The organism is Phaeobacter sp. (genome assembly GCF_022825805.1).
GTDB lineage: Bacteria > Pseudomonadota > Alphaproteobacteria > Rhodobacterales > Rhodobacteraceae > Phaeobacter.
The window spans coordinates 16,540-36,909 of the sequence record NZ_JAJDWC010000123.1 but is presented as its reverse complement, the minus strand read 5'-3'; the positions used below and the strand labels follow the sequence as shown (position 1 = coordinate 36,909).

The 20,370-nt window shown below is 60.7% G+C and carries 14 protein-coding genes and 2 tRNA genes; 7 read left to right on the top strand and 9 right to left on the bottom strand.

Annotated features, from left to right (window positions below; genetic code table 11):
• The 5 genes from Q0C28_RS14540 to Q0C28_RS14520 form a co-directional block, all read right to left on the bottom strand.
• On the bottom strand, positions 1-194 hold a 194-nt coding region (locus tag Q0C28_RS14540), incomplete at its 3' end, for a hypothetical protein (RefSeq protein ID WP_293576863.1).
• A 251-nt stretch (positions 195-445) separates the two neighbouring features.
• Positions 446-520: transfer RNA gene (locus Q0C28_RS14535), tRNA-Gly, on the bottom strand.
• A 68-nt stretch (positions 521-588) separates the two neighbouring features.
• Entirely contained in the window at positions 589-1,584 is a 996-nt protein-coding gene (locus Q0C28_RS14530) for a NaeI family type II restriction endonuclease (protein ID WP_293576862.1), read from the bottom strand.
• A 226-nt stretch (positions 1,585-1,810) separates the two neighbouring features.
• On the bottom strand, positions 1,811-2,791 hold the full coding sequence (locus Q0C28_RS14525; RefSeq protein WP_293576861.1) for a DNA cytosine methyltransferase: 981 nt from the start codon (positions 2,789-2,791) through the stop codon (positions 1,811-1,813).
• Between the two features lie 158 nt (positions 2,792-2,949).
• Positions 2,950-3,024, bottom strand: a tRNA-Gly gene (locus Q0C28_RS14520).
• Positions 3,025-3,257: 233 nt separating this feature from the next.
• On the opposite strand from Q0C28_RS14520, the gene Q0C28_RS14515 reads away from it, so the two are divergent.
• Positions 3,258-3,473, top strand: a complete 216-nt coding sequence (locus Q0C28_RS14515; protein ID WP_293576860.1) for a hypothetical protein — start codon at positions 3,258-3,260, stop codon at positions 3,471-3,473.
• A 338-nt stretch (positions 3,474-3,811) separates the two neighbouring features.
• Here the strand turns inward: Q0C28_RS14515 and Q0C28_RS14510 are convergent, their stop codons facing one another.
• The 3 genes from Q0C28_RS14510 to Q0C28_RS14500 form a co-directional block, all read right to left on the bottom strand.
• Positions 3,812-7,255 carry a pyruvate carboxylase gene (locus tag Q0C28_RS14510; RefSeq protein ID WP_293576859.1) on the bottom strand — a complete coding sequence of 1,148 codons (3,444 nt, stop codon included), beginning with the start codon at positions 7,253-7,255 and terminating at the stop codon, positions 3,812-3,814.
• 126 nt (positions 7,256-7,381) lie between these two features.
• Positions 7,382-8,587 carry an alpha-hydroxy acid oxidase gene (locus tag Q0C28_RS14505; protein WP_293576858.1) on the bottom strand — a complete coding sequence of 402 codons (1,206 nt, stop codon included), beginning with the start codon at positions 8,585-8,587 and terminating at the stop codon, positions 7,382-7,384.
• 164 nt (positions 8,588-8,751) lie between these two features.
• On the bottom strand, positions 8,752-10,689 hold the full coding sequence (locus Q0C28_RS14500) for a diguanylate cyclase (protein WP_293576857.1): 1,938 nt from the start codon (positions 10,687-10,689) through the stop codon (positions 8,752-8,754).
• Positions 10,690-10,867: 178 nt separating this feature from the next.
• On the opposite strand from Q0C28_RS14500, the gene Q0C28_RS14495 reads away from it, so the two are divergent.
• Positions 10,868-13,249, top strand: coding sequence for an ATP-dependent helicase (locus Q0C28_RS14495; protein ID WP_293576856.1), 2,382 nt, complete (start codon positions 10,868-10,870; stop codon positions 13,247-13,249).
• A 629-nt stretch (positions 13,250-13,878) separates the two neighbouring features.
• Here the strand turns inward: Q0C28_RS14495 and Q0C28_RS14490 are convergent.
• On the bottom strand, positions 13,879-14,097 hold the full coding sequence (locus Q0C28_RS14490; RefSeq protein WP_293576855.1) for a DUF1127 domain-containing protein: 219 nt from the start codon (positions 14,095-14,097) through the stop codon (positions 13,879-13,881).
• 374 nt (positions 14,098-14,471) lie between these two features.
• On the opposite strand from Q0C28_RS14490, the gene Q0C28_RS14485 reads away from it, so the two are divergent.
• From Q0C28_RS14485 to Q0C28_RS14465, 5 genes are all read left to right on the top strand, one after another.
• Positions 14,472-15,542 carry an Mrp/NBP35 family ATP-binding protein gene (locus Q0C28_RS14485; protein ID WP_293576854.1) on the top strand — a complete coding sequence of 357 codons (1,071 nt, stop codon included), beginning with the start codon at positions 14,472-14,474 and terminating at the stop codon, positions 15,540-15,542.
• Between the two features lie 1,197 nt (positions 15,543-16,739).
• Positions 16,740-17,207, top strand: coding sequence for a division/cell wall cluster transcriptional repressor MraZ (gene mraZ / locus Q0C28_RS14480; protein ID WP_293576853.1), 468 nt, complete (start codon positions 16,740-16,742; stop codon positions 17,205-17,207).
• A gap of 3 nt (positions 17,208-17,210) precedes the next feature.
• Positions 17,211-18,224 carry a 16S rRNA (cytosine(1402)-N(4))-methyltransferase RsmH gene (gene rsmH, locus Q0C28_RS14475; protein WP_293576852.1) on the top strand — a complete coding sequence of 338 codons (1,014 nt, stop codon included), beginning with the start codon at positions 17,211-17,213 and terminating at the stop codon, positions 18,222-18,224.
• Complete coding sequence (locus tag Q0C28_RS14470) at positions 18,224-18,580, top strand: cell division protein FtsL (RefSeq protein WP_293576851.1); 357 nt, start codon at positions 18,224-18,226, stop codon at positions 18,578-18,580. Before rsmH ends, Q0C28_RS14470 begins: the two co-directional genes overlap by 1 nt.
• Positions 18,577-20,367, top strand: coding sequence for a penicillin-binding protein 2 (locus Q0C28_RS14465; RefSeq protein WP_293576850.1), 1,791 nt, complete (start codon positions 18,577-18,579; stop codon positions 20,365-20,367). The genes Q0C28_RS14470 and Q0C28_RS14465 overlap by 4 nt, the downstream gene beginning before the upstream one ends.
• Positions 20,368-20,370: the final 3 nt, after the last annotated feature.

The following is a 20,370-nucleotide window of genomic DNA, read 5'->3' as shown; positions in this document are numbered from 1 at the left end:
CCAATCGCGCTCGACCCAAAGGTGTCAGTCTGGCATTGCTGTGAATGTTCATTCGATCCCTCCGAATAGGGTTGGTGCTTGGTAACTCCAACCAACTCGGTCTGGATCGAATGGACAACCTGTTGAAAGCTCACATCTAGGCACAATTGTTCGGTCGCGGTGAAATTGGTTGTCGGATAAATGACCGGTGCCATTGGCGCAGCTCCTCCTGTGCTGGGTCCCGCCGCCTTTGCTGGATGGCCAAATTGGGCCATGGGAAAAACGGGCAGGCTGCAAATTTCTGGGGTCAACACCCCGCAGGTCAAGCTTTGGCGTGTTTTGAGAGTCGCGTCAAAGGAATTTGATCAAATATCTTTTCGTCTGTTTCCGCGGCATTGGCTGATCCCGGAAGGCAAACCAGAAATGCAAAAAGGCCGCTCCGAAGAGCGACCCTTTGCTATCCAAATGGAGCGGGCGAGGCGATTCGAACGCCCGACCCTAACCTTGGCAAGGTTATGCTCTACCCCTGAGCTACGCCCGCGCTGCCATTCGGTATCGCGGTGTTTAGAAAATTGCGCCGCCCCCTGCAAGCGGAAAATGAGGGGAAATTCAGTCCTCTGCAAAAAAAGGCGGATCCTCTGTCGGCTCACCGTTTGGATTGCTGGTTGGATCACAGGTTGGATGACTGTCCGCATCACTGTTCAAATCACTGGTCTGATCGATCGGATGGCCGGCACTTGCGGCGAGCCTGATCTGGGCTGCGGTCGTGGGGGCTGCTGAAATGAACTCCGACGCGCTGCAAGGCGGCAGGTCCAGCGCCCGGATCAGCTGCGCATCTTTGCGCCCTTCGAGGATCAGCAACCCCTCTTTGGCCAGCACATCGCGGGTGCCATGCCCTCCATCAGAACGGATCCGCCGCATAAAATCCTTCTGATTTGCCACGGCCTCCACCACATCGCGTGGGATCGGATGGCGGGGCAGGGCGCGAAACAATTGCGCCATACGCGCATTGCCGCTGTCGCCCGCAAAGATTTGCTTCACCGTGGTTTCTGGCAGCGTCCGCCAGAAATTGGCCGGGTAGGGCTCATCCTGCAGCAGCCAGAGGATATGCTGAAACCCCTCCGCCGAGATGGAGCGTTTGGCATCCTTGTTCTGGCCCTGGGTCAGATATGCGGGCCGAGCCACGATCAGACCCAGAAAACAGCGCGCGCGCGGTTCATCTGCCGCCACCAGAACGCAAGGGTGATCCACCGCTTCGGTCGGGATCATCCAATTGCTGCCCATGGTGTGTTTGATGTCCACGTCGCGCCCCAGGATTTCGGTGTCCAGCCGTCCTTTTGGCAATCGCAGCAGCGCCCGCAGTTCGATTTCGACGCGGGTGCCGATGTATGTTTTTTCGGTTTTCTCCAGATCCTCATAGGCCCGCCGCCCGGTTTTGGCCGTCAGGATCACCGCATCAATGCAGTCGCGCAGCATCTGCGGGAATTGGCGCTTCAACTCCAGCGCGCCGCCTGCGCGGTGCTGGATGTCACGGGCCAGCGCCGACAGCAGATCGTGATCGCTGTGGCCCGGGGTGATGCGGCTGGGGGGAAGTTTCTGTTTCACATCAGATCCTGTGGCAACCGCGATGGCGGATGTGAGTATTTTTGGAAAGATGACAGATGCGGAGAGGATAGACGCGGATATGGTGGGCTGAGTGACGGACCGTCAGAGCGGATCACCTGCGCCCCATGGCATTGCGCAGTTGGAGACCTTTGCGGTGCCGTGATCGTGGCCATGGTAGGGGACAGGCTAAAGGGCCGCGACGCACCGTGATATGCTGACGCGGTGATCAGCGGTTTCCTCCACCGCCGCCTGCTGTCACCACCCGCAGGCTGGGGCGTACGATGGCCTGACGGATCTGGCGGGCAACCGCCTCGGCCACCGGCGGTGGGAAGGCATTGCCGACCTGGCGATAAGCGTTGGTCTTGGCGCCGGTGAAATGCCAGTCATCCGGAAACCCCTGGATCCGCGCGACCATCCGCACGGTCAGCCGCGGCATGTCGTTGTGAAACGGATCTGGCGCCTCGGGTGCGATGGTGCGTCCCTCGACGCCCAAAGCGGCCCAGGCGCGGCGCGCCCGCGTCGGGCCCAGGTCCGGCCCGCCGTGTTTTTTTGACCCGCCCACGATGGTGGGGGCAATCTCATCAGCCTTGGCAGCCCAATCCTGCGCACCGCGCCAGCCGCGTTCTTGCATCAGATCCAGCAGGGTTTCGCCCACGGTTGGCGGGTTGTGCGGCAAGGGATCCGGCCAGGCGAATTGGTCCGAGAACTCCCGCCGTAGTGCCACGATGGCCACGCGCGGGCGCAGCTGGGGCACGCCGAAATCCGAGGCATTCAGCAGCCGCCAGTCGGTATCATAGCCGAGTTTCGACAGCTGTTTTTTCAGCTTCTCCCGGTAGTCATGAAACACCGCGTCGAGGAAGCCGCGCACATTTTCGATCATCACCGCGCGCGGGCGTGTGGCGGCGACGATTTCGATGGCGTCATCAAACAGATTGCGTTCGTCTTTTTCACCAAGCTGTTTGCCTGCAACAGAAAAAGGCGGGCAAGGTAGGCCGCCGGCCAATAGGTCGATGCCATGGTAATCGCCCGCTTTGTCCTTGAAATCGCGCACATCCTCTTCGAGCACGCGCCATTGCGGACGGTTGTGGCGCAGAGTAGCGCAGCAATGTTTGTCGATTTCCACCAAAGCGCCGTGCTCAAAACCAGCGCGTTCCAGGCCCAAGGCCTGTCCGCCAGCACCTGCGCAGAGTTCAACCGATGTCAGCATCCTGCTCCTAGACCTGTGTTGCGCTGCCGCGGCAGCCGTTCCCGCTCTGTTCTGGCCCAGTTTTAGGCGGTGAAACGATTCCGCGCAACTGGCTGCTGCGGCTTATCCACATACAAAAAAACCGCCGACGCAGCAGCGTCCAGCGGTCTTTTGTCAAATGGAGCGGGCGAGGCGATTCGAACGCCCGACCCTAACCTTGGCAAGGTTATGCTCTACCCCTGAGCTACGCCCGCGCTGCCATTTGTGCGGTGTGTTTAGGCCGTGAGGGTGGGGGCTGCAAGGGAAAAACGCAAAGGAATCGGCAAAAATTTGCCCTCACAGCGAATTGACAGACGGAATAGCCGACACCGGACGTTTCAGAGGTATGATGGAGGTGCGGAGCGGCTGGCGTGCAGGCGCAAGACAGGAACGCGCGATGGTCCTCCGAACGGCGGGAAAGACCCGCAGACTGAAAGGGAGCGGAAAGATGACAACATTAAGCGAACCCCTGCGGACGCGGATGCTGCGGATTTTGAACCGCCGGTTGGAGCTGTTGCGGATCACCAGTCTGGTTGTGGCGATGGGCGGTGCAGTGGCGGGCCAGACCATGGCCGTGGGCGCGGATGCACTGGCAGCAGAAGATCGCCCAGTCAAAGCGCCCTGGTTCTGGGCCTGCGACAGCGAAAAGACCGCCCTGCTATAGATCGCCTTTGTAAACGGCCTTCTGGCGCTGGCAGGGGTATCCCTCAGGGCGCCCTGCAGAGTGCCTGTATTGAGCGTGCCTGTATTGAGGGCGCTATTATTGAAGGTGCTGTTGTTGAAGGTGCTATGGGAGCGCTTTTTGTAAGCGCTTGTAACCCGAGCGATTTGAAGCTCACTTCGCCTTTTGCTGCTTTTTGCGCACAACAGCGCGGTTGGCTGTGATCTGCCTCCAACGCAGTCTCGCGCATCATATTGTGCACGACATTCAACCAAAGAACCGCGGGGAGGGGACCGCCCCCCAACACTGTTGGAGAGCGGAGATAGCTTGGTAAACGGCTGTTATTCCAGCTCGATCAGCAGGTCTTTGGCGTCGATCTGACCGCCAGCCTGCACATGAACCGCTTTCACCACAGCGTCGCGTTCCACATGGATGCCGGTTTCCATCTTCATCGCTTCGATGGTCAGCAGCATGTCACCTTCGTGAACCTGCTGTCCGACAGTCACCGCGACCGAGGCCACAACACCGGGCATCGGCGCGCCGATGTGGTTGGGGTTGCCCTGTTCCGCCTTCGGGTTGGCCTGGGTGCTGGCCTTGACCAGACGGTTTGGCACGCGGATCACACGGGGCTGACCGTTCAGTTCAAAGAAGACTTTGACCTCGCCTTTGTCATCGGTTTCACCAATGGCCTGCAGGCGGATTTCCAGCGTCTTGCCGGGGTCAATCTCGGCCGCGATCTGCTCGCCCGGCTCCATCCCGTAAAAGAAGGTCCGCGTTGGCAGGGTGCGGACCGGGCCATAGGTCCGGTGGCGGCCCATGTAATCCAGGAACACCTTGGGATACATCAGATAGCCGTTGAGATCCTCGTTATCGACCTTGAAACCTTCCAGCTCCTTGGAGAGATCGGCGCGCACCGCTTCCAGATCGACGGGTTCCAGATGGGCACCAGGGCGGGCGGTGTTGGGCGCATCACCCTTCAGCACCTTCGAGACGATCCCTTCAGGGAAACCACCCGGAGGCTGACCCAGGTTGCCGCGCATCATGTCGACGACAGAGTCGGGGAAGGCCACATCGGTCTTCGGATCCTCGACTTCGGCGCGGCTCAGGCCCTGGCTGACCATCATCAGGGCCATATCGCCGACCACTTTAGAGGATGGGGTCACCTTCACGATGTCACCGAACATCTGGTTCACATCGGCATAGGTCTGCGCCACGTCGGACCATTTTTCCTCCAGACCCAGGGACCGGGCCTGCGCCTTGAGGTTGGTGAACTGCCCGCCGGGCATTTCGTGCAGATACACCTCAGAGGCCGGGGCGGCGAGGCCGCTTTCGAAGGCCACATATTGGCCGCGCACCTGTTCCCAATAGTCAGAGATTTCGCGGACCGCCGCGATATCAATGCCGGTGTCACGATCGGTGTTGCGCAGGGCTTCGACGATGGAGCCCAGGCATGGCTGCGATGTGCCACCGGAGAAGGCGTCCATGGCCGCATCGACCGCGTCGACGCCCGCATCCGCTGCTGCCAGAATGGTCGCACCCGCCACACCAGAGGTGTCATGGGTGTGGAAGTGGACGGGCAGGCCGACCTCTTCCTTCAGCGCCTTGACCAGCTGGCGCGCTGCCGCAGGTTTCAGCAGACCGGCCATGTCTTTCAGACCCAGAACATGGGCGCCAGCCGCTTCCAGATCTTTGGCCATGCCGACATAGTACTTCAGGTCATATTTGGACCGTGCCGGATCCAGAATGTCACCGGTGTAGCAGATGGTGCCTTCACAGACCTTGCCGCTTTCCACCACCGCATCCATGGCGACGCGCATGTTTTCCACCCAGTTGAGGCTGTCAAAGACGCGGAACACGTCGACACCGGTCTCGGCCGCTTGGCGCACGAATTCCTGCACCACATTGTCCGGGTAGTTGGTGTAGCCAACCCCGTTGGAGGCCCGCAACAGCATCTGGGTCATCAGGTTTGGCATCGCATCGCGCAAATCGCGCAGACGCTGCCAGGGGCATTCCTGCAAGAAGCGGTAGGCCACGTCAAAGGTCGCGCCACCCCAGCATTCAACCGAGAACAGCTGGTTGAGGTTCTGCGCATAGGCGGGGGCCACTTTGATCATGTCGATCGACCGCATCCGGGTCGCCAGCAGCGACTGGTGGCCATCGCGCATGGTGGTGTCCGTGAGTAGCAGCTGCCGCTGCGCCTTCATCCAGTCAGCAACCGCTTGCGCGCCCTTCTGCTCCAGCAGGTTGCGGGTGCCATAGGGCTGATTGCCTGGCTCGACCTTCGGCGCGCGGGGCGCTTTCACTTCCGCGGCGGGTTTGGCGCGGCCCTCTGTTTCGGGGTGCCCGTTCACGGTGATGTCGGCGATATAGGTAAGAACCTTGGTGCCGCGGTCCTTGCGCTTGGCAAATTGGAACAGGTCGGGCGTCTCGTCGATGAATTTGGTGGTGTATTCATTCGACAAGAACGTCGGGTGCTTCAGCAGGTTTTCCACAAAAGCGATGTTGGTCGACACGCCACGAACTCGGAATTCGCGCAGCGCGCGGTCCATGCGGGCAATCGCCTTTTCCGGCGTCTGCGCCCAGGCGGTGACCTTGGTCAGGAGCGAGTCGTAGTAGCGGGTGATCACGCCGCCTGCATAGGCGGTGCCGCCATCCAGACGAATGCCCATGCCGGTGGCAGAGCGATAGGCGGTGATGCGGCCATAGTCGGGGATGAAGTTGTTCAGCGGATCCTCAGTCGTGACCCGGGTCTGCAGCGCGTGACCATTCAGGCGGATTTCACCCTGGTTTGCCTTGCCGGTGGCTTCGGCGATGGATTTGCCTTCAGCGATCAGGATCTGCGCTTGCACGATGTCGATGCCGGTGACCTCTTCGGTCACGGTGTGTTCGACCTGAACCCGCGGGTTCACTTCGATGAAGTAGAATTTGCCGTCGTTCATATCCATCAGGAATTCGACGGTGCCTGCGCATTCATAGTTCACATGCTGGCAGATCTTGCGACCCAGATCACACAGCTCGGTGCGCTGCTCTTCGCTCAGGTAAGGGGCAGGGGCGCGCTCCACCACTTTCTGGTTGCGGCGCTGAACCGAACAATCGCGCTCATAGAGGTGATAGATCTCGCCGTGCTTGTCGCCCAGGATCTGCACCTCGACGTGGCGGGCGCGGGTGATCATCTTCTCCAAATAACCCTCGCCGTTGCCAAAGGCGGCTTCCGCTTCGCGGCGGCCTTCCAGCACCTTCTCTTCCAACTCGTCCGCGCCGTGGATCGGGCGCATGCCGCGCCCGCCGCCACCCCAGGACGCTTTCAGCATCAAGGGATAGCCGATCTCTGCCGCTTCCTTGCGGATCGCGTCCATATCGTCGCCCAGCACCTCGGTGGCGGGGATGACCGGCACGCCAGCAGCAATCGCGACCTTACGGGCCGAGGCCTTGTCGCCAAGCGCGCGCATGGTTTCGGCCTTGGGCCCGATGAAGGTGATGCCGTTGCGCGAACAGGCGTCCACGAAATCGGGGTTCTCCGACAGCAGGCCGTAACCGGGATGGATCGCATCCGCGCCGCTTTCCTTGGCGACACGGATGATCTCGTCGATCGACAGATAGGCCGCCACCGGCCCCATGCCTTCGCCAATGCGATAGGCTTCGTCCGCCTTGAACCTGTGCAAGCCCAGCTTATCCTCTTCCGCATAGACGGCGACTGTTCGTTTCCCCATCTCGTTGGCGGCCCGCATGACGCGGATGGCGATTTCGCCGCGGTTGGCGATCAGGATTTTCTTGAAGTCGGTCATGGCTTCCTCGAGGTCGTGCTGATTGGCTCTGTGGTAGGTCCGAATTGCGGACTGGTATAGACGTAGTTTTGGGTATGACCAGCGTGATAGCGCTGACCTGACGCCTGATTGCGCCATATTTTTGGTTTATGGCGGTGAATTTGGGTCCGTTTCGGTCCTATATGTCGCGGATCGCGACGCAAATGGCGCAAGTGGCTGCGGCTTGGGCAGGGTGCCCAGCGACTCTGCGCCCATCTGGCCCATATTGGCCAGCATGTCTTTTTTCAGAATATCGATGAAATGATCCAGGCCGCGCGCCCCCAAAGCCGCCAGCGCCAGATGAAAGCCGCGCGCCATCATCACATAGTCCGCCCCCAGCGCCAGTGCGCGCAAAACATCCAGCCCGCTTTCCACGCCGGTGTCAAAAATCAGCGGCAGGCGGGTCTGGGCGCGGATCTGCGGCAGCACGTCGATGGCCGCGGGGGCGGCATCGAACTGGCGCCCGGCGTGGCTCGACACCCAGATTGCATCCACGCCCGCGGCCTCCAGCCCCGCGATATCTTCGCAGCGCAACACCCCCTTCACGATCAACCGGCCGTCCCAGTGATCGCGGAGCCAGGCAAGATAGGCCCAGTCCGGTGATGTGCGCAGCAGGTAGCCAACATGCGCGGTGGAGGACAGGCTGCCGGATTGGGCGGTCACGTATTTGTCCAACGTGCGCATATGCGGCATACCACGTCGCGCCGTTGCCAGCGCCCAGGCAGGACGCAGAGCGACCTGTGCCAACAGCCGGGGTGTCAGGCGCGGCGGCTGCGTCAGCCCGGAGCGCTGCAACCGCTCACGGCGCGAGGCCACGGGAACATCGGCGGTCAGCACCAATCCCATGAACCCGGCATCCTTGGCGCGTTGCAACATATCCAGCCGGATCTGCGGATCTTTTGGCGGGTAAAGCTGAAACCAGGGATTGGCCCCCAGATGCGGCGCCAGATCCTCTGGCGACTGGCTCGCAACGGTCGACAGGCAATAGGGGATCCCATGTGCTGCAGCGCAGCGGGCCAGGTGACCCTCGGCATCCGGCCAAATCAGCCCCGACATGCCCACAGGGGCGATGCCAAAGGGCAGGGGGCGCGACTGCCCGAACAGGGAAACAGACAGGTCAGGATCCTGCTCGCCATGCAGAATGGAGGGCGAAAACCCGATCTGATCCAGCGCTGCACGGTTGCGGCCATAGCTGGTCTCGGGGCCGGTGCCACTGTCGAGATACTCCCAGACAAAGCGCGGAAGACGGCGCTTGGCGCGCGCGCGAAGGTCGCTCAGAGCAGGGTAGCGCAGGTGCAAATCCATGGCGCGCATTTGTTGCTGCTCTGCAGAAAAAGTCTAGGGGGAGTTTGGCAATGCAACAATTTTGTAACGATTTGTGCCCGGCCTGTTCTTGTCCCGCGTTGGCGCAACCCGTTTCCGCGTGCACCGCGAATGGCTGTCGATGGCCATCAATTGGCCACCGCAGCCAGCGTCGCTCAGGCCGCGTCGGAGGCCCCGGGGCGTCGCTCTTCTGTCTGGTCTGATTTGCGCTCCGCCTGGGGCTGGCTGGCTGCCTTGGGCTCTGCGCCGTCGCGGGCTCCCATATCATGCGCCGCAGTGTGCGTCGTGTCATGTGCCATCCCATCGGGTGCCCCATCATTCCCGGCATCCTCCGTTGCATCCGGGCTGTTGTCGTCGCGCGCCCGAACACTCAGATTGCCGCCGCCCGCCACAAACACCTGGTTGCGGCCGCGCGCCTTGGCCTCGTAGAGGGCTTCGTCAGCGGTGCGCAAGAGATCCTGCGGCATGGTTCCATGGGACGGATAATGGGCGACACCCACCGAAATGGTGATCCGCGGCAGGGTGCGTTCGCCATAACGCACAGTGATGTCTTCGATCTGCTGGCGCAGCAGCTCTGCCCGGGTCAGGGCGTCCTGCGGCGAGATATCCGGCAAAATCAGGGTGAACTCTTCACCGCCGGGGCGGCAAGCCACCTCATCCCCATCGCAAATCTGGCTCATCGCGGCGCCCACGGCGCGCAGCACCATATCGCCTGCGTCATGGCCGTGGTTGTCGTTGAATTTCTTGAAGTGATCGACATCCACCGCCACGATGCTCAACCGGCTGCCCGTGACGCGGCAGCGATCAATGCCACGGCGCAAGCTGTCGGTCATATGGCGGCGGTTATAAAGCCCGGTGAGAGGGTCGCGCACCGACTGATCATGCAGCTGATCGCGCATTTTTACATTGGAAATGGCCATGCTGACCTGCTCGGCGCACATCCGGGCCAGTTTCTTGTTCAGCGTAAAGGTCTCGCAATCGGCCGAATGGGCGCGCAGATGCATCAGGCCGATGGTCTCGCCATGGGCCAGGATCGGAAAGCAGAAATACGGGCGGCCATCATGGGGTTCGGCATGTTCGCAGACAAACGTCACTTCGCTGCTGCCAAATTCATAGATCCGCCCCCGCCGCAGACCCCAGCAACTGTCGGGGTGGATGTTGTCCTTGTGGTCGCCACCATTCCAGCTGATACAGCCATCCAGCACGTCGCGGGAGTTGGAATAGACATATATACTGCCCTCGGCGCTGGGCAGGATATGGGTCATGAACCGCGCCACCATGTCAAACAGCTCATCCAGAGAGCGGCTGGATTGCAGCCATTCATTCAACTCCCCCAGCAGTTTGACCTCTCGCGCCAGACGCAGCTGTTCATCCAGAATATTGCGCTCCTGCCGGGTCTTGCGGCTCAGGGCGTGAAATTGCTGGCGGTTGGTTTTGTAGATCACAAAGGCCACGGCCCCCATTGCCAACACGGCCAGGGCGCTGAGCCCGCCCAGCAGCATCCGCACCCGGAAAATGAAGGTGCTGCGCATCTCGGTGACATCGGTGTAGAATTCCACCGCGCCAACCACACGCCCATTGTCGGAAATCGGGGTGTAGATTTCCACCACACGGTGGATCAACGCATGTTCCACATTGGTGGAATGCAACACCAGCCCGTCAATTTCGGACGCGGTTTTTTCCACCTGCTTGACGTAGGTTATCCCCTGGAGGACCTGGCTGGAGAAATACTGGCTCGTATTGGTGGTGCCGACATCTTCGGTGCGCGTCGACCAGAACACCATGCCGGTTTCATCCAGCAGTTTCAGGCGGTACACATCAGAGGCCTCGGGCATCAGCTCCAGATATTCGGCATCATGTTCATCGACATAGCCGCTGGAAAACGTCGCCTCCGCATTGCTCAGATGCAGCACCACACGCCTGCGCCACAGTTCGGCCTGCTTGCGGATATCGGCCTCCAGCATCGCATCAACAATAGGCGGCGGCAGGCGGTAGACGCCCCAGATCGCACCAAAGGTCAGCGTGACAAGCATCAACGCCACACCGATCCATTTCAGTTTTTGAACAATCCGGGTCTTTTCGGTGGGGGTCATGGCGCGCACTACATAATACAGAGCGCTCAGATTTGCGTCACAGGCCTTGCTGGGATCTTAACAGGGGTGAGGTGGCGGCTCTGAAAATGACTAAATTTTGTGCCAAACAGGGAATTTCCCGCGAACAGGTCGTGAACAAAGCCTTCCCCTTTGCGCCAATCCGTCCTACTTTGCCGGCATGAGCAGTTTTGACGATATCGACCCCTTTGAGGGGATTTCCCTGTCCGCGCGGGCGATGGCGGCCCGGCCTATGCCCTATCTCGATGGGTTGAACCCCGCGCAGCGCGAGGCGGTGGAATGTCTGCAGGGTCCGGTGCTGATGCTGGCGGGCGCAGGCACCGGCAAGACCAAGGCGCTGACCGCGCGCATTGTGCATCTGCTGACCACCGGGTCGGCCAAGCCCAATGAAATCCTCGCCGTGACCTTCACCAACAAGGCCGCGCGCGAGATGAAAGAGCGCGTGGGCGCCATGCTGGGCCAGGCGATCGAGGGCGTGCCGTGGCTCGGCACTTTCCATTCGATCTGTGTGAAACTGCTGCGCCGTCACGCCGAACTCGTCGGGCTGAAATCCAACTTCACCATTCTGGACACCGATGATCAGATTCGCCTGCTCAAACAGCTGATCAAAGCCGAAGGCATCGATGACAAACGTTGGCCCGCTCGGATGCTGGCCGGGATCATCGACGATTGGAAAAACCGCGCGCTCAGCCCTTCAAAGGTGCCGGTGGCCGATGCCAGCGCCTACAACCACCGTGGTGTTGATTTCTACGCGCAATATCAGGCCCGCCTGCTGGAGCTGAACGCGGTCGATTTTGGCGACCTGTTGTTGCATATGGTCACCATCTTTCAGGACAATCCCGATGTGCTGGGCCAGTATCAGCGCTGGTTCCGCTACATCATGGTGGACGAATATCAGGACACCAACGTCGCCCAGTATCTGTGGCTCCGCTTGCTCGCAGGCGGACATAAAAACATCTGCTGCGTGGGGGATGATGACCAGTCGATCTACGGCTGGCGCGGCGCAGAGGTGGGCAATATCCTGCGCTTTGAAAAGGATTTTCCCGGCGCCATGGTGGTCCGGCTGGAGCAGAATTACCGCTCGACCGAACATATCCTCAGTGCTGCATCCGGGGTGATTCGGGGCAATTCTGATCGTCTGGGCAAAGAGCTGTGGACCGAGGCGCAGGGCGGCGAAAAGGTCCGCCTGATCGGCCATTGGGACGGCGAAGAAGAAGCCCGCTGGATCGGCGAAGAAATCGAAGCCATGCAGCGCGGCACCCGTGGGCTGGATCCGCTGGACCTGAACAAAATGGCGATTCTCGTGCGCGCCTCGCATCAGATGCGCGCTTTCGAAGACCGCTTCCTGACCATCGGCCTGCCTTATCGCGTCATCGGCGGGCCACGCTTTTACGAACGGCTCGAGATTCGCGATGCCATGGCCTATTTCCGTCTGGTGGTCTCCGCCGATGATGACCTGGCCTTTGAACGCATCGTCAACACCCCCAAACGCGGCCTTGGCGACAAGGCGCAGCAGACCATCCAGACCATGGCCCGCGCCAACGGCGTGTCCTTGGTCGAAGGTGCGCGGCTGGCGGTGGAAACCGGCCAGATCAAGGGCAAAGGGGCCAAGGCGCTGCGCCAGCTCTGCGAGGATCTGATGCGCTGGGGGCGTCTGGCCGGGGAAGGTGACATCACCCATATGGATCTGGCGGAAATCATCCTCGATGAAGCCGGCTACACCACCATGTGGCAAAACGACAAAACCCCCGAGGCACCGGGCCGCCTGGAAAACCTCAAGGAATTGGTCAAGGCGCTGGAGGCCTTTGAAAACCTGCAGGGGTTCCTCGAACACGTCAGCCTGATCATGGACAACGACAAACAGGACGCCATGCAGAAAGTGTCGATCATGACCCTGCATGCCGCCAAAGGTCTGGAGTTTCCTGCGGTCTTCCTGCCGGGGTGGGAGGATGGGCTGTTTCCCTCGCAGCGCTCCATGGATGAAAGCGGCCTGAAGGGTCTGGAGGAAGAACGCAGGCTTGCCTACGTCGGGATCACCCGTGCCGAGGAAATCTGCACCATTTCCTTTGCGGGCAACCGGCGTGTCTTTGGCCAGTGGCAATCGCAGCTGCCCTCTCGCTTCATTGACGAACTCCCCGAAGAACACGTGGACGTGCTGACGCCACCTGGCCTTTATGGCGGTGGCTATGGCGCTGCCGCCCCCGCATCGAGCAGCTTTGGTGGCGGGTCTGGCCGCGCCAGCATCGAAGAGCGTATGGCCGCGGTCGATGGCTATAATTCGCCGGGCTGGAAACGGATGCAGACCCGCGTTGGCGAACGTGGCCTGTCGCAACCTCGCGAAAGCCGCTCCTCTGTCATCGATATCACCGCCACCTCAAGCTTCATGGAGGGTGAACGGGTGTTCCATCAGAAATTTGGCTACGGCGCCATCATTGGGATCGAAGGCGACAAGCTGGAGGTCGATTTCGAAAAGGCGGGCGTTAAGAAAGTGGTGGCCAAATTTGTCAAAGCGGCGACCGCGGCGGATGACGTCCCGTTTTGAGCGTCCCTGCTGACTGAGCGCGCCTGCTGAGCCGATCTCTCGCTGAACCGACCGATTGATCCGGTCGGTTCGGATCAGTCATTTGCGGACCCCCGGCGTTTTGATCGTTCCGGTTTTGACCACCCTGATTCTGGTGCCAGCTGCGATTCAGGCCGTGTTTTAGGGCTGTGCTTTACGGGGATGTGTCAGAGTGGCGTGGTCTGATTGGCCGTACGCAACGCCAGAATCATCCTTCCCCTGATCGCTCTGGTCTTTTTGTCTGGCCTTTCCGCCTGGCGCATCCATTTGGGCAATCCACGCGGATAGGCGTCACGTTGCGCAGGCGTGCTGCCTTATTCCCGGCAAAAGCTTCGAACATCAGCGCATGATTCTTGGTCAGCCCATACTGCTTGGTCAGCCGATGACACCAGCCGATGACACCATCACAGGCTCATCAAACGAAAAAAAACGACGACACCCAGGGAGGAGGGGGTGCCGTCGTTCTTTGCAACACCGCACAATAGGGAGGAGAACGTGCAGTGTGTTCAGTCCGATCTTTCGACCGGTATAGGGTGCGGTGACATCAGGGAGGAGGAGGATGTCACCGCAATCGCAGACCCTCTAGGGAGGAGGTGAGGGTCTGAAGCGAATTAGGTGTTGCCGTATGCGGCTTCGTAAGCGACCGAGCGCAGCTGGGCGCGGCTTAGGCCAAGGTCAGCCAGTTCGCGGCTGGACAGCGCGGACAGTTCGGTCATGGTCTCGCGATACAGGCGATACCGGGAGATCTTGCCCCGCAGTTCGTCCAGGGCGGCACGCAGGCTAAAGCTCAGCGTGCCTTTGCGGGATGTGACTGTGTCAACAGCGGCCATCGGTGATGTGTCCTTTTGGTTTTGCGCCGACCGTCTTGGCCGGTGTTGGAGGATAGATAGCAATTTGCTGCGCACGCACAATCCCTCACGGGGTCAACTCCGGTATGCACAAAATGCATGGGTCTTGCGATTGTTTGCCGCTAACTCCGCCCTAGGTATGCGAATACCGCCAAAAATAGCCTAAAACTGTTGCATGTTGTGCGTATAGTGATCAGCGCCGCCGCAATTTTGGGCACCCTGTGTACGGCAGTGATATTGCACCTGCAGCAGCCCCTCCGTGTCAAAAGCGCCGGGAGCTGCCCATTTTGGGGCTGCGGGCCTTGGGTCATCCCTGCACTAGGGCTATATGCAGGGGGCAACACTGGAGGCCGTTCATGACCACAACCAAAGAAGACATCATCGCCGCGCTGGAGCGTCTGCAATTGCCCGATGGCGGCAGCCTGGTCTCCCGCGATATGCTGCGGGCGCTGACCATCACAGCGGGCCGGGTGAGCTTTGTGATCGAGGCGCCGACGCCGGAAATCGCCAGCCAGATGGAGCCTTTGCGCCGCGCGGCAGAGGCCGCTGTCATGGCGCTGGATGGTGTCGAGACAGTGACCGCTGCGCTCACGGCACATGCCGCGGCCCCCTCCAAACCAGCCCCCAGTCTGAAGGTCGGCGGCCATCCCAAACCGCAGCAAGGCCCGATCAAACCCGCGGGCGTGCAGCGCATCCTGGCGGTTGGCTCCGGCAAGGGCGGGGTGGGCAAATCCACCGTCAGCGCCAACCTCGCCGTGGCACTCGCCAAACAGGGGCGCAAGGTCGGCCTGCTGGATGCGGATATCTATGGCCCCAGCCAACCCCGCATGATGGGTGCATCTGGCCGCCCGGCCAGCCCGGATGGCAAGATCATCGAACCGCTCCACGCCCATGGCGTCACTCTGATGTCCATCGGTTTCATGGTCGAAGAGGACAAGGCCGTGGTCTGGCGTGGTCCCATGTTGATGGGTGCGCTGCAACAGATGTTGGGGCAGGTGAACTGGGGCGAGTTGGACGTCCTGATCGTGGACCTGCCACCGGGCACCGGGGATGTGCAGCTCACGCTCTGCACCAAATCTGAATTGACCGGCGCCATCGTGGTCTCCACCCCGCAGGATGTTGCGCTGCTGGATGCGCGCAAGGCGCTGGACATGTTTGCAACGCTGAAAACCCCAGTGCTGGGCCTGATCGAAAATATGTCCTTCTTCGTCTGCCCCGATTGTGGTGGTGAGCATCAGATCTTTGGTCAGGGTGGCGTCGCGGCAGAGGCTGATCGCCTTGGCGTGCCTCTGCTTGGGGCGCTGCCCATCGATCTGGAGACCCGGATTGCCGGGGACGCGGGCACACCGATTGCTGCTGGCGACAGCCCGATGGCGCAGGCCTATGCCCAGATCGCAGAGGGTCTGGTGCGCGGTGGCATGGCCTGAGCCGCGCGCATATCTTGACCAACATCTCTTGATCAACCGTGGCGGCGGGCTGTCCCTGCCGCCATCTCGCACCAGTTTAACAACCCGCGCCGCGCCCGATGCCCTTCTGACGGCGCATCGCAGGGCGCATAGCCCGATGGTGCGGCCCCAGATCCTCCCTGATCCTTTCATAATCCCATCTGCGGCCGTGGTTTCAGCGCGGCATCGCGCGGCCTTGCGCGAGCTGCGGTGGTAAATCGACCCCAATTGCCCCTTCGGTGGGATGCGATCCCACCACGGACCAATTTGGCGGCATCATGCCCTTAGCTGACCCATCGGCGGTGTCCTGCGTTTTGTGTCCATTGGTTAGATCCCGCGTATGCAGCGGGCAACCCTGAAACGCGGGATAAAACGCGCGACAGCACATTGGGTCTCGCCTGGGACATCATGGGCGCCGTGGGAAAACATGGGCGTCACGGGATTTCATGGGCGAAATGGGAATTCATGGGCCGTATGGGAAAACGTGGGAGCGGGCGGCGCATTGTCAGTGGTCTATGCCCGTCAAACCGGGCTTGAGCGCGGATTTTGGTGCTTTCACCGCCCAAACACCCCTAGTGCTCCGAATCACTTTGGCAAATTTTTTGGGTTTTGGCCGCGATTTCGCGTGATTTTCGTGAAGCCATCGTGGAACAAGAGGGGAACAGCCGTAAATTCACGGCGGCTTTGTGATCCGCTCTGGGAATTCGTGGCACTTTTTTGGAATTTCTTAGGCGTCTATATCTTGTGTAATTTACGATTTTTTCACCCACAAATAGTGATCGTTAACAGGATTTCCCAAGGAATCGGGGCGCCAATACCGATCTTCGCGAGGGTGGTCCACAAAAAACAGTTGAGGCCCATGTATTCCCATAGTATCCCTTGTTCATCGAATGGGACGAAGAGCACGGGGCACCAAACGACCCCAACCAACGACTAGAATAAGCAGGTTTCATACAGGCCTTCGCTTTCATCGAAAATAGAGATCCGGCGCGCGGGCGAGCAGACATCCCCCCAGGTGGCGCGCGCAGTCGGACACCCCGCAAGTCGGGATTGGGTGGCGGGTTGATCAGTGGCAGCAGATCAGCCCGCCCCTTTTACTTCTGGGGCAAGACTTCAGGCGAAGCGCTGCAAGAGGGACAAACGTTGGGCCGCAGGTTCAGAGGCGAAAGCCACCATAAGGTGGACACAAAGGGGCGGGTTTCCATACCGGCGTCCTTTCGCCGTGTGCTGGAGGCCGCAGACCCCAACTGGCAGCCCGGTGACGCCCCCGAACTGGTGATCGTCTACGGTGATCGCCGCCGCAACTTTCTGGAATGCTACACGATGGAGGCGATCGAAGAGGTCGACGCCAAGATCGACGCCTTGCCCCGCGGATCCATGTCGCGCAAAATGTTGCAGCGCATGTTCCACGGCCAATCCTTTCCCACCACCGTGGATGAAACCGGCCGCCTGGTGCTGCCCGCCAAACTGCGCAACAAGATCGATCTCGAAAACGAGGCGTTTTTCATCGCAGCCGGTGACACGTTCCAGATCTGGAAACCCGACACCTACGAGCGGGAAGAACTGGCAAAATCCGAAGAGTGGCTGGATGACCTGCCCGAGGATTTTGATCCGCTGGAACTGCTTGATGGCGACGGAGACGCATGAGTCATGACATCGGACCGTACAGAGCCGACAGGGCCACATGTCCCGGTCCTGCTGCGCCCGCTGTTGGCGGCCGTGGCCCCGGTGTGTGGCCGCTGGCTTGATGGCACTTTTGGCGCTGGCGGCTACAGCCGTGGCCTGCTGGAACAGGGTGCCGATCATGTCATCGGTGTGGATCGTGACCCGCTGGCCTTTAAAATGGCGCAGGACTGGATCGGCGACTACGACGGACGGCTGACATTCCAGCAAGGCGTGTTTTCACGCATGGACGACTACGCCCAGGATCTTGACGGCGTGGTGCTGGATCTCGGCGTGTCCTCAATGCAGCTGGATCTGGCGGAGCGTGGGTTTTCCTTCATGCGCGACGGACCGCTGGATATGCGCATGTCGCAATCAGGCCCCTCTGCCGCTGATCTTGTTGCCGAACTGGACGAGGCCGCGCTGGCCGACATCCTGTTCATGTTTGGTGAAGAACGCGCCAGCCACCGCATCGCCCGCGCCATCGTCAAGGCCCGCGCAGAGGCGCCCATTACCACCACACTGCAATTGGCAGAGCTGATCGAAAGCTGCCTGCCGCGCGCCAAACCCGGCCAGTCGCATCCCGCCACGCGCAGCTTCCAGGGCCTGCGCATCGCGGTGAACGCAGAATATGAAGAGTTGTTTCAGGGGCTTCTGGCCGCCGAACGGGCGCTGAAACCCGGCGGCTTGCTTGCGGTTGTGACCTTCCACTCCATCGAAGACCGCATGGTCAAACGCTTCTTCCAGCATCGCGCCGGCAAAACCGGCCGCGCCAACCGCTACGCGCCAGAGCAGGTGGAAACCCCCTCGCAGTTCACCCTGGTGACCCGCAAGGCCGTGGGCCCCGATGATCAGGAACTGGCTGACAATCCCCGCTCGCGTTCCGCCCGGTTGCGGGTCGGGCGTCGCACGGATGCCGCGCCAGGGGAGATTTCCGCCAAAGATGTGGGCATGCCCCAGCTCAAAGCACAAGTTAAGGCCCCGACCAAAAGGAAACGGTGATGAAGACGTTGCTGTATATGATGACATCTCTTGTCGTTTTGGGGCTGGCGTTCTGGGCTTACCGCGAAAACTACACCACGCAGCAAGTGCTGAAAGACACCCGCAGCCTGCACCGTCAGATCGCCACCGAACAGGCCCGCATCGCGGTGCTGCGCGCCGAATGGGCCTATCTCAACCGGCCCGACCGGCTGCAGGAACTCGCAGATCTGAACTTTGATCGCCTGTCTCTGCTGCCCCTGCGTCCCGAACAGTTTGGCCGCGTCGATGAGGTCAGCTACCCGCCCACCGATGATGTGATCGAATTCACCAACGGGGTGGAGGTCTCCTCCTTTGGCGCAGAAGGACAATTGCCATGATCCGCAAGCCCCTGCGTCCTCTGGCCCAGATCATCACGGCGCGTGAAAAAGGGGAAAACCCCGACGTTATCGAACGCGAAAACCTCGCCGAACGTCACGCCGAAATGCAGACCAAGGCCCGCCAGCGCGCTGAGGGGCGGCTTTTGGTTTTGTGCATGTTCTTTCTGATGGCCTTCACCGCAATTGGCGTGCGGATGGGCGGGCTTGCCACCTCCGATCCGGTTGAACCCATCGCCAGCACCGCCAGCGGCAGCACCATCGCGATGCAGCGCGCCGACATTGTGGATCGCAACGGTCGCATTCTCGCCACCAATCTGGAAACCCATTCGCTTTATGCGCAGCCGCCGCAGATGGTGGACCCGCAGCATGTCGCCACACAGTTGGTGGAGATTTTCCCGGATCTGGACCGCGATGAGCTGCTGGAGGATTTCACCGGCAAGCGTAAGTTCCTGTGGATCAAACGTAAAATCAGCCCAGAACAGAAACAGGCCGTGCATGACATCGGCGATCCCGGCCTGTTGTTTGGCCCGCGTGAAATGCGGCTTTATCCCAATGGCAGCGTTGCAGCCCATGTTCTGGGCGGGGCGGGCTTTGGCAAAGAGGGCGTGTCCGCCGCCGAAGTCATCGGTGTTGCCGGTGTTGAAAAGGAATTTGACGGCTACCTGCGCGATCCCGCCAATGGCGGCCGCCCGCTGGAGCTGTCGCTGGACCTGACCGTGCAAGCCGCCTCTGAACAGGTGCTGATGGGCGGGATGCGGTTGATGAACGCCAAGGGCGCGACTTCTGTGTTGATGGATGTCCACACGGGCGAGGTGATTTCGGTGGTGTCGCTGCCAGATTTCGATCCCAACGATCGCCCCCGTCCGCCGACCTCCGGGTTTGACCCCTCGGTCAGCCCGCTGTTCAACCGCGCGGTACAGGGTGTCTATGAACTGGGATCAACCTTCAAGATCTTCACCACCGCGCAGGCCATCGATCTGGGGCTGGTGAATGCGCAGACCATCGTCGATGCTTCTGGCCCGATGCGCATTGGTCGCTTTCCGATTGGCGAATTCAACAACAAGAACTTCGGCAAAATCAGCGTCACCGATGTGATCATCAACAGCTCCAACCGGGGCACTGGCCGTCTGGCGCTGCAGATCGGACCGCAGCGGCAGCAGGAGTTTCTTGACGCGTTGGGCATGTTTGACCCGACCCCGATTGAAATCGTCGAGGCCGATGGCGGCCAACCGCTGAAGCCGCGCAAATGGGGCGAGCTGAGCACGGTGACAATTTCCTACGGCCATGGTCTGTCCACCAGCCCGATGCATCTGGCGGCGGGCTATGCTGCGATTGCCAATGGCGGCCGTTACATCCGGCCCACGATTCTGCGTCAGGCCGCACCGCAGACCGGCACCCGCGTGATGTCCGAACAGGCCGCCGCAGAATCGCGCGAAATGCTGCGCAAAGTGGTGACCAGCGGCACCGCGTCCTTTGGCGAAGTGCCAGGCTATCAGGTCGGCGGTAAAACCGGCACCGCAGACAAGCCCAAACCGCGCGGTGGGTATTACGAAAGCAAGGTTATCGCCACATTTGCCGCGATGTTCCCGGCCCATGATCCGAAATACGTGCTGGTTGTAACACTGGACGAACCCTCGGTGATTGCCCATGGCGAAGAGCGCCGCTCCGCGGGCTGGACCGCGGTGCCCGTGGCCGGTGAAATGATCGGGCGGATCGCCCCGCTTCTGGGCCTCAGGCCACAAGTTGAACCCGACTGGTTGAGTGATATAACGCTGACCTCAAACTGATGA

Excerpts from the sequence above, each read along its gene's own strand:
- Q0C28_RS14525 (WP_293576861.1), bottom strand. The coding sequence starts at position 2,791 with ATGCTGACATCGGTTGAACTCTGCGCAGGTGCTGGCGGACAGGCCTTG.
- Q0C28_RS14515 (WP_293576860.1), top strand. The coding sequence starts at position 3,258 with ATGACAACATTAAGCGAACCCCTGCGGACGCGGATGCTGCGGATTTTG.
- Q0C28_RS14510 (WP_293576859.1), bottom strand. The coding sequence starts at position 7,255 with ATGACCGACTTCAAGAAAATCCTGATCGCCAACCGCGGCGAAATCGCC.
- Q0C28_RS14505 (WP_293576858.1), bottom strand. The coding sequence starts at position 8,587 with ATGCGCGCCATGGATTTGCACCTGCGCTACCCTGCTCTGAGCGACCTT.
- Q0C28_RS14500 (WP_293576857.1), bottom strand. The coding sequence starts at position 10,689 with ATGACCCCCACCGAAAAGACCCGGATTGTTCAAAAACTGAAATGGATC.
- Q0C28_RS14495 (WP_293576856.1), top strand. The coding sequence starts at position 10,868 with ATGAGCAGTTTTGACGATATCGACCCCTTTGAGGGGATTTCCCTGTCC.
- Q0C28_RS14490 (WP_293576855.1), bottom strand. The coding sequence starts at position 14,097 with ATGGCCGCTGTTGACACAGTCACATCCCGCAAAGGCACGCTGAGCTTT.
- Q0C28_RS14485 (WP_293576854.1), top strand. The coding sequence starts at position 14,472 with ATGACCACAACCAAAGAAGACATCATCGCCGCGCTGGAGCGTCTGCAA.
- rsmH (WP_293576852.1), top strand. The coding sequence starts at position 17,211 with ATGACATCGGACCGTACAGAGCCGACAGGGCCACATGTCCCGGTCCTG.
- Q0C28_RS14470 (WP_293576851.1), top strand. The coding sequence starts at position 18,224 with ATGAAGACGTTGCTGTATATGATGACATCTCTTGTCGTTTTGGGGCTG.
- Q0C28_RS14465 (WP_293576850.1), top strand. The coding sequence starts at position 18,577 with ATGATCCGCAAGCCCCTGCGTCCTCTGGCCCAGATCATCACGGCGCGT.